Below are 15,702 nucleotides of genomic sequence, written 5' to 3' on the forward strand. Positions count from 1 at the left end.
TAATTTCTGTATTAATAATCTCATTTTGTTGTTTCTATCACAACAAGGAATTTACTTTCTTTAAGTATTGCTTATGAAAATTATGTATAGTGGCCTATTGATCATGGCCACCATTGTACTTATAAAGTTATTTTGTTATTAGAACTGACGTGGTTTCTTAAAGAAGAACAGTGATCCAGTAAGAACACTAAGAATTCCCAATAGAGTTAGCCATGCCATATTATTCATTCCTGTGATTGGTAATTCATCACTTTGTTGACCTTGAGGTAGCTGTGAAGAATTCCATGTTGTGAAGCTTCTTGAAGTATTAGTTTTAGGTTGTCCAATGTTAGTCATATTAGTTGTTGCTTTGGCGAGATTTTGACTGTCATTAGGTTTTGAACCATTTATAATCTGACTACCTGAATTATCTTCAGTAGTTGAAATAGGCTCATTTTTCACATAAGAATAAGTCACACTTTGAGCTTCAGTACCATACTCACCTGAAGTGTCTCCATCGACACTCTTCAAGGTATACCCTTCAATGGCTTTCTGACTAAGCGAATACTGACTACCGATCATACCCGATAGTTGTGTATTCTCTGCAATCTTATTACCATCAGAGTCCACATAATTCACTGTGACGTTTGATTTAACACGGGTAAAGACTAAGTTGAAACCTATTATTCCATCGTTACCATAACCTGGAGACGCATGAATTTGATTAACTGTAGCTGCCAATGTGTTCATGCCCATTAACTGACGTAAAGAAGCCGCAATTCTGACACCACCGCCGAAATCAACAGAATACATTGATTTGTCTAAATCCAGTTCCCAATCATTCAGTTCAAACTTGTTAATATCAGCTTGAAAATTTTCCCACATACCGTAAGTTGTACTATCCGTGGTTTTAATTTCCTTGCCACTTTGGTCTGAATACTTGTAATAGACATTGAGGCTACCGTCTTTGGCGGGTGTAAAGAATGCTTTGATAACTTGTGGTTTAACCGTGAATGCACCATCAAAGGCCACAGCATTTGGCATTTGATAATCATGAACGTGTTTGCGCGGATCATAAGACCATGTATCACCCACTTTTCCAGTCAATGTTTCATCATCTCTGATTTTTTCACCGGAATCCATATCAATAAATTGATAGGTTACCGTTCCCATTTGTTGTGGATCGTCACTGGAGGCTGAGGATTGAGAAGCTGCTTGTACGTCAGCATTTACATGCACCGCAGAAACACTCAGGCCAATAGTTAATGATGACAGTAATGTAGTCGCAAATAATAATGCTTTCTTCATTCAAGCCACCATTATTTGAAGCTATTGAACAGCTTGTTGAAGAATGACATTACAGGATTAGTTGTTCCTGTACTTGGTAGATCCTTGGCTGGTGCTTCAACTGGAGTATCTAACTTTGGAGTCGTATTTTCGACTGTATTTGAATCCGTTTCGACCTGGTTACTAGATTCATGACCGGTGTTTTTAATATCTGCTCCATCAACATTGACCTGACCAGTGATTACAATGTAGTCCTTTGCAAATGCCTTTGATTTATCAGCATTTTGCTGAGCCAGGTAAGTGTCCTTTGCTGTGCCCGTGAAGGTTTGTCCATCATTATTAAGTTCCCAATTAGTTGAATCATCTTGGCCATTTGCATTGTAAGCCTTGGCAGACTTGAAGGAAACACCATCAGGCAAAGTGTCAGAGATAACATCATCTTTAATATCATCTTGTCGGTTCGCTGGAAGATCACTACTCTTTAGTACATAAGAAATAGTGTCCCCGTTTTTAACCTCCTCGCCATCAATCGAAGTATTCGAATCACTACCATCTGTTTCCCCTGCCTGGACATCTTTGGCCAAAGTAGGAACTTCAAATTGTTGATAATTGGCCGATATGTCTGGAAGTACCGGCTTAACGGCAGTCGGCGCAATTGTGTCTGTTGCGGTCATAATATGATTAAATGTCGAATGAAGATTTGCATTACCTTGTGGCTCTTGACCTTCTGCCACACCTGATTCTCCGACCCAAATCGAAGCACCATTATTCACTAGGTAAGTAACACCTTCTTTTGTAATTGCTTCAGGTGATTCGTCTGAGATACCAGGCTGGGCTGTACCGATCTTACCGGCAAAGCCTTTTTGAACTTTCTTAGTGGCCGTTCCAAACAACTGTTGCAATGTTGGCTCAAGAATTGTGTCCTTATTCATGAAAGTAGCAACTACACCTTTATCAGGCGCCGTAAATTCTGCCCTAATTCCATCTTGAAAATTCAAAGAACCGATTGTCCAATAGAATTTTTTATCATAGTTCTTTCCATTGTCGGCATAAGTATAACTGAGTGTTTCTTTCATAGCCGTGATACCACCGATACCGACGTTATCTACAAAGTTGGAATAAACAAAGCCTCCTGGATTACCGTCAGTATTCGTAGATGCTTGACCATCACTGAGTGTAATCTTCGCATTCAACTGACGGCCGCTTTCTTTATCAGTTGCTACGTTTTTCCAATTAAATGAATAACTTCCGCTAGCATCTTCCTTAATTTTTATTCCATAAGTCTTGTCAGAGTTATAGTCATTTTGAGAATTCAATCCTCCATCGTAGTTAGAATCAATAGTTTGCAAACTATCCCGATCACTATTAATTGTAAAGGGCTGTTCGTAAGCTAACTGTCCTGGTTGCAGTGGGTCGTTCGGATTGGCGTCATCCAATTGCCCCTTCACAGCATCATTGTAATCTGACGTATCTTTTGCATATTTATCGAGGGCAGCGTTTATCGAATCAGCTTGTGAATCCTCATCCTTTGTTGCAGCGTCAGCAAGACTTTTAGCCTTATCCGCTGTCGTTACGGTTGTCGTGGTTTTACTTTTTACTTCGATGCCAAAATCCTTTGATTTTGCCCTTGCTACTGCTTTATCTAATTTTGAACTATCTGGTGAAACAATAGTCGCTTTAGGAGCAGTTACGCCTTTAGATGAGTCATTTGAACCAGTTGTACTCTCCGCAAACGCTGAAATTTGTCCAGCTGCGACTCCCATGAGCATGGTTGTAATTGCCACACTAGTAGCCACTTTGATTCCCTTTGACATATTCATTTCCTCTTCTCTTCCTAGGTTTTACCTATTAAACGCTGGAAACAATGACTTCTCGTAGTCAGTTGCTCCATTGAAACTAACTGCCTTAATCAAATGAGCAGTCATGATAATTCGATTTTCAGGGTGACTATTCCAAGCTCCTGGTTCATCACAAGTTGCCAAAACTAATCGAGGATCTTCTCCATTAGTTACATCGTCAGCAACCTTTCCGCCACCCTTGTAAGAAATGACCTGACGGCCTTTCACACTGTCTGATTCTTTATAAAACTGATAAACAAGGATATTTTTCCCGTTGCTGAGATAAGCTTTAGGTTCTTGATTAACATCAATGCCTTTCTGCATTGGCGAAAACATTAACGATCCACCACCGTAGCCTACATTGTGTGCTGCAAGTCCATAGGTTCCTTGGCCCATCACTTGATTTGGTTTGATTGTTCCTGCACCATAAGCCAAAACTTTGTTAGAAGCACCCTCATTGATTTGTAGCGTTTTAATAGGTGTTGATACACCATTTTGCTTGGGAACGGCGATATATCCATCGAAACTGAGCTTTTCTGGCAAATTACGGTAGTTTTGAAGAGTCTTTGCATCCGGAATATCGCCATTTTGATCAAAAGAAATATCCTTATTAGCTAACTTCTCAGCATGTGTACTTGCGTGATGCTTAGTCTTTGAATCTGCCTTCTGATTTGCCGAGACTTGTTGCTCAATTTGATGGTGATTAATGAGGACGTATCCACTGACTGCACCAATTCCAACTGTCAAAATAGCTACGACAATCCATAATCGTTTAAGCCACTTATTCATCGACTTCTTAAATGGACGCTTTGAATTTTTCTTTATGGGCTTCTTTGGCCCACTTCCATCTACTACGTGAAATGCCATAACTAGTTACCTGCCTGTGCTTCACCGATCGCCATCCACAAATCAGAACTGTGATTTGGATTAGCTTGGGCCAACAATTTTGCGTCAGAGATATTACCACTCGCTATCAATCTCTTTCCAACCAACAAAACGCGACTATTTGTACCTAAGTCCTTGTTATAGAAAGATTGGTAATAGACCTTTAGCGAATTATTAGCGATATCTTGATCAAGACTTTCAAAAGACGTATCTGAAGCTGACGATTTACTCGTTTGAGTGTTTTCATCTGAAGCAGTATTAGCTTTCTCTGATGACTCAGTTGACGACTTGCTGCTAGACAATACAATTTGACGAGACTTCTTCTCATAACTTGCCTGAGCCGCCTTGGCAGTCGCAACAGCCGAATCAGCCTTTGCATTTGATGCCTGTACATAGTGGAAACCATACACACCAGCTCCAAAAACACCAATAATTCCGGCACTTGTAAGCATTCCACGAACAAAGCCATGCTTCTTTTGTGGCGCTGAAGATTGGGTTTCTGATGCAGCTGACTTTGGACCACCATTAAGATTTGCGACTAAAGCAGTTGTTAATTGTTGCTGCGATTGATCTGAAAGTCGCCGAGCGGTAGACTCCGCCTCACTTTGCGCATTCTGATACTTAAGTTGCAGATCTTCATTTGCTGCACGGAGGTCTGCTATGCGTTGATCCAATCTCGCTTGAGTTTCAGCGAATGAGTTATTCTTCTGAGTTAATGCGGTATTTTGTTCCTGTAATTTCACAATCCCAGCATGTTCAACTTCAGTCTTTTGCATCTCTTGACGTTTTGCTGCCAGATCCTTTGCTTCTTGAACGGCTTTTTCGTGAATCTCTTGGAGTTCCACCGACTTTTGCTCCAATTGAGTCTTTAATTGCTTAAAGGCTTCTGTCATTTGACCGTTAGCATGTTGTAAGTAAGCTGTTGCCTGCATAGCAATTTGCTGTTCAGTCTTACGGACCAAATCCTCATTGAGCTGCTTAACTTCTGTTTCAGCGTATAACTGCTGTTCAGCAATTAAGTTGTTCGCTTCAGCGACAATGCTGTCATGCAATGCAATTTGGTTTTGTTTGACCTTTGCGTCCTTACTAACTTGGTAATTTTTCTCTAGCTCCTGGAGTTGGCGCTCATGTCGCTGATTTTCAGCTTGAACATCATCTTGGTAATTTGCCTCCAGAGCATTAAGTTCTTTACTCTGACAGTCCGAAAATTCTTCTTGGAGCTTGGACGTAACCTTAGCTTTTACTTTCTCCTGCCAATCTCCACTCACGAAATCGCTCGCAGTTTTAGTTACGTTAACTGCTGCCGCAACCTCAACCAACTTTGTCCGAATGGTGTTCGTTAGCTGGTTGGCTGACAATTTTAAAAATTCGTTGGCTTCTTTATACTCCAACTCTAATTGAGCATTTACATAGCTATCGTCAATAGCAGTGAAACTTTCACCTTCAAAACCACCTTGCAAAGGAAATTGCGGAGCTTCTACATTAAATCCCTGCATTAGCTTTGAAATTGTACTTTGCGAATTTGATGTTGGCTTTGGTTCGCCGTTTGCATCGCTAGCTGGAGCTTGAAGTACGGGTTTAGCTCCATCAGAGTCACCCGCTGGCTCAGGATTTGCACCACCCGCACTTGCACCTGACTCTTCGACTCCTGGTTCTGAAGCAGGAACTGGAGCTGGAATTGGCGCGTCACTGGCATGACTTTGAGTAGGCATAGGAAAATCACTTGTGGGTGTCTCTGATTCTGTTACTTTTGTTTGCGTACTGGACTGAATTGATTCTCCAATTACCGCTTTACTAGGCAAGATAGTAAGCTGCTTATTGTGTTCAAGCGCATCAATATACTCATCTTCACTTGGTAACTTAGGTAAATCACCTGCATCAAAATTTGCCAGTTCCTGTGCACCTGCGATCAATTCTTCAAAGGCATTAGTTAGTAATCCATACGAGGTATCCTCGTCTAACCTAGTCTCTTCATCGTTAATGGTGTTTCTAACAGTCTCAATAACGAAATTACTTGAGTTAGGTGATATTTCTGCATCCATCCAGGTCAACCCTGATTCATTCGGACGTTTCTTACCAGCCTCTTGATGCAAGTAAGTTACTGTTCCCAATGGAACAATTGCCCCAGACGGAATTGAAATCTTTTGTCTTATTTGCTCAGTTAGAGCTCTTAGATCCTTTAAGGATAATTGTGGCCAAGTATCTGTGATCGACCCTGTATCTTCTACAATCTCCTCAATAATTTCATTATCAAAATCCAAGACACCGTCCTGAATTTCTGCAAAATACGGTCCTAATTCACTTGTAGGATGCCGCTTAAAACTTTTCCACTTACTCATTTTCTACTTACTCCTTATTCAAATAGAACTAGAACGACCAACTCCAAGTGAATGAACCACCACCGCCAGTTACAGCTTTGATGATGAAAGCAACCACAGTTACGAATAGCAAGGCTCCTGCAATTCCAAAAAGAGAGTACATAAGTCTTTTTTGACCTTGTTGGGTCAACCAAGAAATACCGGACGTGATTGACAAAATACCAACTATTCCGCCTATCGCCCCGACTACAATAGTGGCAACAATCAGATAAGTAATGATTGTTGAGGCAGTGTCCTTCGTACTATTAGTTAACTCAGCTGCAAATACTGAAGAATTTGCAGTTAAAAATGCCATAACACTAGCTGACAGGGCTGTCATAGTGGTGCGCCATTCAAAGCGCTTTATTCCAACATTCATAATGTTGTACCTCCAAAAAATTTTAGTTTGCACTTAATGTGCACCCATAAATTAACAAATATATTTAGCTTCAAAATTTTTTGCGCCAAAAAAAAAGACGTAACCAAAGTTACGTCCAAAGTTGGATCTATTTTTAATAATGTTTCTTCTGTAAAAATCTTACGTATGTCCCGTTTTCAACAATCGTACCTTCATCTGCATGTGTGAAATTCACTGATAGTTGCTCTTTAAGCTCCTTTATCAGCTTTTTCTTATCTGCATCCGTAACTCCAATTGAGAGTGCGTGCTGCTCGATTAAATCATGCTTACGTAAGAAATTTAGCAAGTTCTTTGCAAGTTGGTCTTTAAATGAGTATTCAGGAATAGAGTCTAGTGACCTATTCACTTCTTTATCCTCAACTATCTGAACTGCCCACTCAGGCAATTGACCTTTCAGGAACAAATACTTAATCAACGTTTGTACATTGATATTCATCTGGATGATATCGTCATAGTTGTCCTCAAGCAGCTTCGAAACAGCTGCACGGTCGATATCGTAAATATAAGGGATCGTCACTGTGTCTTGCTGTTGACTATGTTGATCCCAAAATTCCTCTTGCTTTTTGAAAACTAGAACTCTGGGAATAAAGAATGGAATTCTTCGGTTAAAAGGGAGTTTTGTAGTCAAATAAGTAACCCAGATAGGGGTGAAAATATGATTTTCACCTAATATTGCACCTAATCCACCAAAAAAAGTTATAACGAATGCGATTGGCAGTGCGAAGTAGATGTACCATTGCACTATCACAGATGTGAAGTTTGAAGATGTGATTGTATTAGTAATATCGCCTTGCAGACTTGTAAAAATTTGTAAAAAAACGATCAGAAGCCAGACCTTAAAACTTAATATTAATTCGGTCATGACCCAAGATCCAGCAACTCTGATCCAGTAACTTAGATAATCAAAAATCAGACCTGGAGCATTAAAAATTACAAACAATTTTGAGTATAAAAAACTTAGGAATCTATGGTCTCCATAGAACAAAGACGCATCTGATTGTGCCTTCTCCTCGTGGTGACCTAGACCAATATATTCATCTCTGTTGACGTTTAACATTTTAAATGGAAACATTACACCCTCCCTTTGGCTTTTGCCGTATTTCGACTGTCACCATACCTGAATAGCAAACTTACAGCCATGATAAAAATAGTCATGGATAAGATCATCCAGAAAAATCCCATCGAAAATGTTTGGTAGAAGTTTCCTGGCAAATTCTTCATTTGTAACGCCTGACTATTTATTTTACTGTCCATTTTCGGTGCCATTCGAATTGCACCAAACAATAAAATAGTTGCGATTGACCCAATTGATATAAGCCATGATTTAATGAATGATCCTAACAATAATTTAGTCATCTTCCAGTTTCTTGACTCACTTAGCTTTTTTATTGAATTATTCATAAAGTGTACTATCTGTATTAACAGACAAATCTCCCTTTTTAGAAATATTAGTAATCTTGTTATCACTTCGATTGAACGTTACATCATATAGCGCTTGTCCAGTACCCGCTTTCTTATCTGCATAGTTGGCAGAATATGAGACATAGACTGAACCAGTGACTTCAGTATCATTTAACGTTGCTGGGAAGAATTTAAGACTAGTAAATTTGCTCTGCAACTCTAACTGCTTAACCTTTTTGTAGGGATCAGATTCAAAGATTTTTTCATCCGTAAGAACATCTGAGCTAGCAACATTCCTCAAACTTTTTGCTCTGTTGTTATACTCTTGCTGATTCTCAAAGGTATAATAACCATCAAAAAAATCATTTAATGCATCAAGACTATTTGAAATGCCAGGACGCTTGGATTTCTTTTCTTTTGCCTCATCAATCACAAGATCTTCTGATTTTTTATGAGTCATTTGAATTTTGTCGTTGATACTAGCCTTCTGATTATTTGTATCAATAACACTGACCGTTAGAAATGTTAGCGAGATTAATGAAAATACAGCTATTACTATTGTGAGAATTGAATCATTGTGCTTTTTCATCATTAACCCCCGCATTCGTCAGTAGCTTGATCTCAGTCACTTTATTATTCTTAACAGTTGCAAGCACTGTATAAGAAACATCCTGAGCACCATCTTGCTTAACTAATAATGATCCTAATGCATCTACTACATTTGAATTCTCAACCCTCTGTGACATTGAAACGTCTTGTAGAACAACCTTTGCTGAATATTGTCCTTCTGCCCCGAGAACGCTTTGCAGGGCTTGAAATGATGAGTCACTTCCATATTTCTTATATGAGATGCCAGATGCCTCTGGCGATTTAGTCAGATCATTATTTGAATTGGTAATAAAATTGTCTAAGACATTAAATTTTTCACTTAAGTCAGGTAATTCATCAACTGCTTCTGATCTCACATTTTCAAAATTTTCTCGCTTTGACGCCATTACTTGATTTGCTTTTACTAGATCATTTTTACTGTGATCAATGCTTGATAATTCCACAAACCCAATTAGTAGACTCAATACACCAATTAACCCCAACAATGTATTAATTATCTTTTTACTCATAATTAACTCCAGTTACTCACCTTTCAGAATATCTTTAACCAAGTCATTGTCTGTGCCCTCATATCTTCGATATTCTCTGCCATTGTGTAGCTGCATAATCGTTGGAGTAGAGGTCAGATTGAACTGCTTAATTAAGTAGCGATTCTGAGACTTTTTTAGATCAACCACGATATATCTAACATGATTGCTATTTGCCTTGATTGTTTTCTTGACGGTGTTCTTGATGGCTTCGCAATCAGAACAACCAGTCTTATGAAATACAATCACAACGTTTTCTTTATTTTTTACTGCCGATTCAATCAGAGATTTTGGATTGTCAGAGTCAGGATATGAGATTGACTTACTATAAAAAATTGCACTCAATCCGCCTAAAAATATGCCGACAATGACAATTAATAATTTGACCCACTTACTCATTAGCTTTCACCTCTCCTCTTAAATTACTGATCTTTCTGTTCTGACGCATCAAATACAGTAGACATATCAGGATTTACCACACCATCTTTTGGAACCAGTTGCTTTGGGAAATTCTGCAAATATTTTGCAGGACTATCAATACCCTTCGGAGTATGAGGGTTAAAATTATTTAGCACGGGATTAACCCCAAAATGGACGTGGATTCCAGTTGCACTACCCGTTTGACCCTCGTGGCTAATATGTTGACCTTTCTTAACTTGCTCACCTACATTCACGACAATTGCTTGTTGGCTTGGCGCATGTCCGTAGTAGGCATAAACACCATCTGAATTTCGGATTACAACATAATTTCCACCGGCTAAATCGAATGTCTTGGTAACAACCGTGCCGTCTGATACAGAGTAAACATTACTTTCTTCGCCGGTCTCTGTGTGATCTACAGTTTGAAAATCAACACCCCAATGTATATATCCTTCTTGACCATCATAATTTGGATATCCTCCTGTAATCCTATACTTTCCTTTGATTGGTAGACCGCTAGTAGTACCGGATACTCCAGAGTCGCATATTGCCATATCACTATCTGATCCTGAATTTGCCACACCGTCGCCATTACTAATCTGACTATCACCAACGTTAATATCACCGTTGAAATTAAGATTGAATATTTTCTGGACTTCAACTGCTGTTGCCGTTGTCTCTGGAAGTTTTCGTTGAGGATCATTAAGTGATAGTATTTCAAAATTCACATCCCATGCATCCAAAGAACCTGCTAAGTCTGCATCCTTCATCTCACTCAATGCTTTTACATGTGTTGTCGTTAGTTCTTTAATTGCTAGGCCGACTTGGCCTTCTAATGTACTTTCAGTGTTTCCATAACGATCACCATTTAAACCGCCATTACCCCATTGCCAAATACCGATAACATGACCAGAAGGATTTACAGACGCCGTATTAAAGCCACTTTCGCGTAACCCAATAGCTAATGCTGCTGCGATATTTGTTCCGCTCATATGTAGCCGACTTTTAAATTGATCAGCCGCATATTGCATAGCTTTGTGTGTATCTGAGTTTTCATCCTTCCAATCTCCCCCAATAGCGGCCCCACCACTAGTAGAAGGAGTGTTAGTGTTAAAACAGCTGGATTTGCTTCCCCCAGTAATCACAATTATTAGGAACATCGCACAGAATGTAGCAATCGCAATCGGAATTAACACTGAAAAAATTGAGATGAATACCTTTAGTTTTTTGCTACCTTTGATTGTGCCTAACACCGCACTTCCACCGGTACTTTGCTTTTGATTATTTTCATCCATTGAGATCACCTACTAAAACACTAATGTTATAAGGACCATTAAGAGAATCACTACAACCAGACACAAGAAGGCAGTACCAATTTTCTTCTCGAAGCCTTTTGTGACTGTGCTGGGCATTTCGCCAGCATCCAAGCGTTCTTTAAACTTCGCATAATCTCTTTCGGCATCACGACGAATTGTGCTTGGACGGTAAGGATTAATATGCTTGTTCTCAACAAACCTAGGCTTTGCCTTCTTAGTTTTATTCTTTGCCATTAGATTCCACCTCCATACAAGACCTCGTCATCTGGTTCTGGTCTATTTCCTGTAAAGAAAGTTGATTGTACGCCTCTTATTACCATCAGAAATTGCCCTTGATGCAACATTGGTAGAGTATTAATTTGATCCATAGTTACGTCGGTTCGGCTTGTAATTTGAGAATAGCGAGTGAGCTCGTCTTGTGGGAGGCGGCCAACTTGATGATTTTGAAAACGATTGAAGAAATCGCGAATTGACTTTGTTCCTTCAGTTACTTGCTGATTACCATCAAGGACAACCTGCTTTAAACCAGGGAAAATCATAAATGTTCCAAAATAATTTTTTCGTTGCTGCTGCATCATTTGATCTGCAAAAATTGCTCCACGTGGATTAGTTTCATTGATGATGTCATCAGCTTCATCTTGAATCCACCAGAAATACTTGGGTGCAGCGGTTCCATCTAGCATGGTAGCCCTTGAAATCTCACCACTTTTCTCACGCTTCAGTTGGGTGAACCCATTCATAACAACATAAGCGCTCATTAACGATAAAATGTTGTAATACTGAGCACTGTAAACTTTTTTGTCCCAAGCAGACATTCCTGATGTATCAAAAAGAATCAAATTCTCTTTAGATAAATCGGGTACATTTGTATATCCACTGACCTTTGAACCGTACTTTCTAAGAAGTGCGCCAAATGTTGTGATTATTGAATCTAAGCGTTCATAATCTTTAGGGCTCATGCTGTTAGCCTCTAAAGCCTTAGATCTCAAATAACTGATGAACATTTCCAATGTTGGATATGCATCATTAGCCAATCCTAGAACTTTCAGCTTTTCAGGATGATCTTCAGGAGAGCTAGACCACATACCCAGATCTTGATAAAAGTTCTGCAACTCAGTCGAAACTAGTGCTACTTCAGCTTCACCAGCTTCAGGATTAATCGTACGGTAGTAATTCTCAACCTTATCTAAGTGGTTGATAAATGAAGCAATGGTATTGACGTTACCCTCTTCATCTAATTCGGTAGCAAATATATGGAGAATATTTACCATGTTCTTACTACCATCCATAGTCATAACAATGCCACCAAGATTTTTAATGTGAGGTATATATCGCTGCGATCGATCAAAAGCCCAAATAGTATCGCCTCTTGCGAATAAGGGATCTAAATTTTGATGCATCCAAGTTGTCTTACCAGAGCCAGCATCTCCAATTACAAGATTGTATGCTGTATTTCGATGTTGACCGTCAGAATGACTGGGATCAAAAGTCACTTCACCTTCTTGAAAGGTAGTACCTAGCCAGGTACCACGAGGATCAGATAGGAACGTCTGATTGAACGCGTATGTTCCCGCCAGAGCCTTAGCCTTCATTGGAAAACCGCGATCTCTTAACCCAAGATGTTCAATTTTTGTAGCTGGTTTCAAGAACTGTATAGACTGATTCACCATCTCATCCATGAAAATCTTGGTTTTAAAGTTCATCACTTTTTGCCTGAATTCATCTTCTTGTTTGTGCAGCTCTTCAGGCGTTCGAGCGATCAGCATGATACGTGTATACAGACGCTTATAGACATCCAGCCCATTCACAGCATTACGTAAATCCTCACGGTCTTGTTGGTATTCGTCGACCGCTAAAATCTGACGTTGCTTATTTTGAAGCTTATCATTAGCAATTCCTTCATTTGCATTTAACGCATCGTTCAATGCTTTTTGAACCTTCGCACGATCTTCAGTACCAATCTTTAATTGTGTAATTGAGTTGGGCGTATCCAATAGATTTCTAAACCACATTTGCTGTTGGTCTTCTTTGGGGTAATCCCAAACAGTGGTAATACTTGCAACACCATCACCATACTCAATATAGTTTGAGTGATAAATTGTAGGACCTGGATTTTTAACCTCATGAATTAAATCTAGGTCATAACCCCTACCCCTTAACTTTGATGCCTCACTTTTCTTCATAGTTCTTAGTCCTTTAGTTTTTTAGTTGACGAGTTGGGTCTTGAAGCATTGAAAGAACATTCTTTTTCTGTTTCAATGAAATTCGTTTAGCGTTTATAGCCATGCCGCCCAGCCTAATAAATGAATCACGATTTTCCCTAGTCTCGCTCATCGAATCGCCGTAAATCAACGCAGTATAAGCTTGGTGCACAACTACATCTTCAACTGTCTGTAAATTACCCACGATCTTTTCAGCCGCCATGTAACGACGCCGTAACTGTTCTCGCAAGTTTGCATCAGAACTGTTTTGTAGTTCTTTTAATATTTGGTCACGATTATTAATCCAGCTCCGTTGCTGAATTGTAGTAGATGCAGGCATCTTAGTTATTAGGATGTCAAAATCACTTAGATAGGTATTAAGTAGCATGTGATAGTCCTGAATAATTCGACTTGCTCCATCTGAACCAATACCATAAACAAAGTCCAAGTCCTTACCTTCAATTGATAGCATGTCTAAATATCCATCAGGCTCACCATCTTCATTTGCTAATCTGAGTAAGTTATCTGTCCCCTCAAATTTTTGCCAAGGTAGCAATGAAACTAAAGGCATTGTAGATCTGAAAGACACAACATCCTTAGCATTAAGAACCTTGCTGCTTTTTCGTTTGAAAGCCATTCCTAGTCCTCTCTTTCTAATGGCAACACTTTGATTGATCCTCGCAATTGAGGGTGGAACATTGATTTAAATGACCGTACGGTGACTTCAGATAATACCGTCGCATGTGGATTACTTGGAGCTGGTAACATTGCATAAATCGCCGCTACAATCATCGTGATAATGAAACCTAGCTGCAAAACCGAAAATTGATACGAGAATGCTGTATTCACAATTACATAGGTAAAAATGCCATGTCCGGCTGCAATTCCTATTCTTTCAAAACTCAGCGCCATTACGCGCGCTGGCTTTTTCCAGATATTATTACCTGGCGAAAATGTTATATATTGTGCCAAATTACTATCTCCTTTTTTATTCCTTGATTAACTACAGGCTAAGAATACTTATTTTTAAAGGCCGAAAAAAATTTTGCGCCAAAAAAAAAGACCAGCAAATATTGCTGAGTCTCATTTCTCTGCTAAACAGAAAACATACTTCAAAGTATAACTTCCGTTATACTTATTAAGAAAATTATACGTATACTTATGATTATATTTCTAATTATACTTTTAGTTATACTTTTAATTATGCTTATAAGTATCATTAAACGTATACTTATCATTATAACTAGAGTATAATGATAGTTGTAATTGATAATATCCTTGATTAACTACTGTTTATTTCATTTTGACAAATACTTTAAACAGCGAGGAAATTACAATGGCTAATACAAAAATTGTTACATTTACAGGTTCTAAAGGTGGTGTTGGAAAGACAACCATTCTATTTAATATCTCTTCTTGGCTTGCTACAAATTCAAAAAAGATTCTACTTATTGACGCAGACTTTCAAGCAAGTCTAAGCTCAACTTTCAACGTAATAACCAATCAACATACATTACTAGATGTGTTCATGGGCGGAGAACCAACCGTGCGGCACGTTGCAGAAAACATAGATCTGATACCGGCTTCGCCTAATCTCGATCAAGTAGAAACATTGATTCAAGGTAAAATGTTCCGTGAATACATGCTACTAAACTGGATGCATAAGAATGAAGATCTTATCTACACTTATGACTATGTATTTATTGATACACATCCAGAATTTAGTATGTTGACTAAGAATATGATTGCCGTAAGTGATGCAGTGATTGTTCCTCTTGAGCCAAGTGAATATGGCTTTACACAACTAAAGAATCAGTTTGAGCTTCGTATGGCTGAATTTAGAGAAGCCAGCATTGATCCTCGTACTAATACGAGTGATATTGACGCACAAGTCTTTTTCGTCGGTAGTAAAGCACGTACAACCACCACATCGAGTCGCTTATTCCGTGAAGAATTGCTAAGTATTCCTAATAATATTGGGGTCATTAAATTTAGCGAAATAATGCCCACCTCGACGTTTACAAAGGTTGCAGTCACAAATATGAGCGCCGACAAACTTCGCTCTTACAAGGGCTATAAGGACCATTTAGTTGATGAGTTCTCGAAAATCCAAAGAGTAATTGATAACTTGAATTAAATTTTAGGAGGACGCAAATGTCATTGAATTCAAAAAAAGAACAGCTTGATTCTATGGTTGGTTCCGATAAGGAAGCAATGGCCAAGGCCATGCAAGAGAATCCATTAAAAAATGCAGTGTTCAATGTTGATAACTTTGTTTCGGATCTTTCGATGAAAAAGTCTTCAAAGGAACGCAAGCAATCTGTTTCAATCACAATGACGCCTACCATGAAAGCTCAACTTCTTGAGTTAGCAAAGCAAAATGGTTATTCAGGTTTGTCAGAATTCGCAGTAGATGTATTTCAAAAGATGATCGATTTTAACAAGTAAACAAAAAAGGCCCTGA

General features: G+C 38.9%; 17 protein-coding genes. 2 read left to right on the forward strand and 15 right to left on the reverse strand.

Going from position 1 to position 15,702, the window contains the following annotated elements:
- Positions 1 to 138 precede the first annotated feature (138 nt).
- From ESZ50_RS00480 to ESZ50_RS00550, 15 genes are all read right to left on the reverse strand, one after another.
- A complete protein-coding gene (locus tag ESZ50_RS00480; RefSeq protein WP_148621629.1) occupies positions 139 to 1,287 on the reverse strand; it encodes a MucBP domain-containing protein in 1,149 nt (382 codons plus the stop codon).
- A gap of 11 nt (positions 1,288 to 1,298) precedes the next feature.
- Entirely contained in the window at positions 1,299 to 3,086 is a 1,788-nt protein-coding gene (locus ESZ50_RS00485) for an isopeptide-forming domain-containing fimbrial protein (protein ID WP_148621630.1), read from the reverse strand.
- 21 nt (positions 3,087 to 3,107) lie between these two features.
- Entirely contained in the window at positions 3,108 to 3,971 is an 864-nt protein-coding gene (locus ESZ50_RS00490; RefSeq protein ID WP_148621631.1) for a class A sortase, read from the reverse strand.
- Positions 3,972 to 3,973: 2 nt separating this feature from the next.
- On the reverse strand, positions 3,974 to 6,328 hold the full coding sequence (locus ESZ50_RS00495) for a hypothetical protein (RefSeq protein ID WP_148621632.1): 2,355 nt from the start codon (positions 6,326 to 6,328) through the stop codon (positions 3,974 to 3,976).
- Positions 6,329 to 6,356: 28 nt separating this feature from the next.
- Positions 6,357 to 6,725, reverse strand: a complete 369-nt coding sequence (locus ESZ50_RS00500) for a hypothetical protein (protein ID WP_148621633.1) — start codon at positions 6,723 to 6,725, stop codon at positions 6,357 to 6,359.
- Positions 6,726 to 6,858: 133 nt separating this feature from the next.
- Positions 6,859 to 7,836, reverse strand: coding sequence for a hypothetical protein (locus ESZ50_RS00505; RefSeq protein WP_148621634.1), 978 nt, complete (start codon positions 7,834 to 7,836; stop codon positions 6,859 to 6,861).
- Positions 7,836 to 8,120: a hypothetical protein gene (locus tag ESZ50_RS00510; protein ID WP_222860774.1), complete on the reverse strand. Its 285-nt coding sequence runs from the start codon at positions 8,118 to 8,120 to the stop codon at positions 7,836 to 7,838. The genes ESZ50_RS00505 and ESZ50_RS00510 overlap by 1 nt, the downstream gene beginning before the upstream one ends.
- 37 nt (positions 8,121 to 8,157) lie before the next feature.
- Positions 8,158 to 8,754, reverse strand: coding sequence for a hypothetical protein (locus ESZ50_RS00515; protein ID WP_148621636.1), 597 nt, complete (start codon positions 8,752 to 8,754; stop codon positions 8,158 to 8,160).
- Positions 8,738 to 9,283 carry a hypothetical protein gene (locus ESZ50_RS00520; RefSeq protein WP_148621637.1) on the reverse strand — a complete coding sequence of 182 codons (546 nt, stop codon included), beginning with the start codon at positions 9,281 to 9,283 and terminating at the stop codon, positions 8,738 to 8,740. Before ESZ50_RS00520 ends, ESZ50_RS00515 begins: the two co-directional genes overlap by 17 nt.
- Positions 9,284 to 9,295: 12 nt before the next feature.
- Positions 9,296 to 9,700 carry a thioredoxin family protein gene (locus ESZ50_RS00525; protein WP_148621638.1) on the reverse strand — a complete coding sequence of 135 codons (405 nt, stop codon included), beginning with the start codon at positions 9,698 to 9,700 and terminating at the stop codon, positions 9,296 to 9,298.
- Between the two features lie 23 nt (positions 9,701 to 9,723).
- Positions 9,724 to 11,016 (reverse strand): phage tail tip lysozyme, encoded by a 1,293-nt coding sequence (locus tag ESZ50_RS00530; RefSeq protein ID WP_148621639.1) that lies wholly within the window; start codon positions 11,014 to 11,016, stop codon positions 9,724 to 9,726.
- A 12-nt stretch (positions 11,017 to 11,028) separates the two neighbouring features.
- Positions 11,029 to 11,271 (reverse strand): hypothetical protein, encoded by a 243-nt coding sequence (locus tag ESZ50_RS00535; protein WP_148621640.1) that lies wholly within the window; start codon positions 11,269 to 11,271, stop codon positions 11,029 to 11,031.
- Positions 11,271 to 13,220 carry a type IV secretion system protein VirB4 gene (locus ESZ50_RS00540; protein ID WP_148621641.1) on the reverse strand — a complete coding sequence of 650 codons (1,950 nt, stop codon included), beginning with the start codon at positions 13,218 to 13,220 and terminating at the stop codon, positions 11,271 to 11,273. Before ESZ50_RS00540 ends, ESZ50_RS00535 begins: the two co-directional genes overlap by 1 nt.
- Positions 13,221 to 13,233: 13 nt before the next feature.
- Positions 13,234 to 13,875, reverse strand: coding sequence for a hypothetical protein (locus ESZ50_RS00545; protein ID WP_148621642.1), 642 nt, complete (start codon positions 13,873 to 13,875; stop codon positions 13,234 to 13,236).
- A gap of 2 nt (positions 13,876 to 13,877) precedes the next feature.
- On the reverse strand, positions 13,878 to 14,210 hold the full coding sequence (locus ESZ50_RS00550; RefSeq protein ID WP_148621643.1) for a hypothetical protein: 333 nt from the start codon (positions 14,208 to 14,210) through the stop codon (positions 13,878 to 13,880).
- Between the two features lie 364 nt (positions 14,211 to 14,574).
- On the opposite strand from ESZ50_RS00550, the gene ESZ50_RS00555 reads away from it, so the two are divergent.
- Both ESZ50_RS00555 and ESZ50_RS00560 read left to right on the forward strand, forming a co-directional pair.
- A complete protein-coding gene (locus ESZ50_RS00555) occupies positions 14,575 to 15,375 on the forward strand; it encodes a ParA family protein (protein ID WP_148621644.1) in 801 nt (266 codons plus the stop codon).
- Positions 15,376 to 15,392: 17 nt separating this feature from the next.
- Positions 15,393 to 15,686: a hypothetical protein gene (locus tag ESZ50_RS00560; protein ID WP_148621645.1), complete on the forward strand. Its 294-nt coding sequence runs from the start codon at positions 15,393 to 15,395 to the stop codon at positions 15,684 to 15,686.
- Positions 15,687 to 15,702 lie beyond the last annotated feature (16 nt).

Source organism: Weissella muntiaci (assembly GCF_008107635.1).
Taxonomy (GTDB): domain Bacteria; phylum Bacillota; class Bacilli; order Lactobacillales; family Lactobacillaceae; genus Weissella; species Weissella muntiaci.

Excerpts from the sequence above, each read along its gene's own strand:
- ESZ50_RS00480 (WP_148621629.1), bottom strand. The coding sequence starts at position 1,287 with ATGAAGAAAGCATTATTATTTGCGACTACATTACTGTCATCATTAACT.
- ESZ50_RS00485 (WP_148621630.1), bottom strand. The coding sequence starts at position 3,086 with ATGAATATGTCAAAGGGAATCAAAGTGGCTACTAGTGTGGCAATTACA.
- ESZ50_RS00490 (WP_148621631.1), bottom strand. The coding sequence starts at position 3,971 with ATGGCATTTCACGTAGTAGATGGAAGTGGGCCAAAGAAGCCCATAAAG.
- ESZ50_RS00495 (WP_148621632.1), bottom strand. The coding sequence starts at position 6,328 with ATGAGTAAGTGGAAAAGTTTTAAGCGGCATCCTACAAGTGAATTAGGA.
- ESZ50_RS00500 (WP_148621633.1), bottom strand. The coding sequence starts at position 6,725 with ATGAATGTTGGAATAAAGCGCTTTGAATGGCGCACCACTATGACAGCC.
- ESZ50_RS00505 (WP_148621634.1), bottom strand. The coding sequence starts at position 7,836 with ATGTTTCCATTTAAAATGTTAAACGTCAACAGAGATGAATATATTGGT.
- ESZ50_RS00510 (WP_222860774.1), bottom strand. The coding sequence starts at position 8,120 with ATGACTAAATTATTGTTAGGATCATTCATTAAATCATGGCTTATATCA.
- ESZ50_RS00515 (WP_148621636.1), bottom strand. The coding sequence starts at position 8,754 with ATGAAAAAGCACAATGATTCAATTCTCACAATAGTAATAGCTGTATTT.
- ESZ50_RS00520 (WP_148621637.1), bottom strand. The coding sequence starts at position 9,283 with ATGAGTAAAAAGATAATTAATACATTGTTGGGGTTAATTGGTGTATTG.
- ESZ50_RS00525 (WP_148621638.1), bottom strand. The coding sequence starts at position 9,700 with ATGAGTAAGTGGGTCAAATTATTAATTGTCATTGTCGGCATATTTTTA.
- ESZ50_RS00530 (WP_148621639.1), bottom strand. The coding sequence starts at position 11,016 with ATGGATGAAAATAATCAAAAGCAAAGTACCGGTGGAAGTGCGGTGTTA.
- ESZ50_RS00535 (WP_148621640.1), bottom strand. The coding sequence starts at position 11,271 with ATGGCAAAGAATAAAACTAAGAAGGCAAAGCCTAGGTTTGTTGAGAAC.
- ESZ50_RS00540 (WP_148621641.1), bottom strand. The coding sequence starts at position 13,220 with ATGAAGAAAAGTGAGGCATCAAAGTTAAGGGGTAGGGGTTATGACCTA.
- ESZ50_RS00545 (WP_148621642.1), bottom strand. The coding sequence starts at position 13,875 with ATGGCTTTCAAACGAAAAAGCAGCAAGGTTCTTAATGCTAAGGATGTT.
- ESZ50_RS00555 (WP_148621644.1), top strand. The coding sequence starts at position 14,575 with ATGGCTAATACAAAAATTGTTACATTTACAGGTTCTAAAGGTGGTGTT.
- ESZ50_RS00560 (WP_148621645.1), top strand. The coding sequence starts at position 15,393 with ATGTCATTGAATTCAAAAAAAGAACAGCTTGATTCTATGGTTGGTTCC.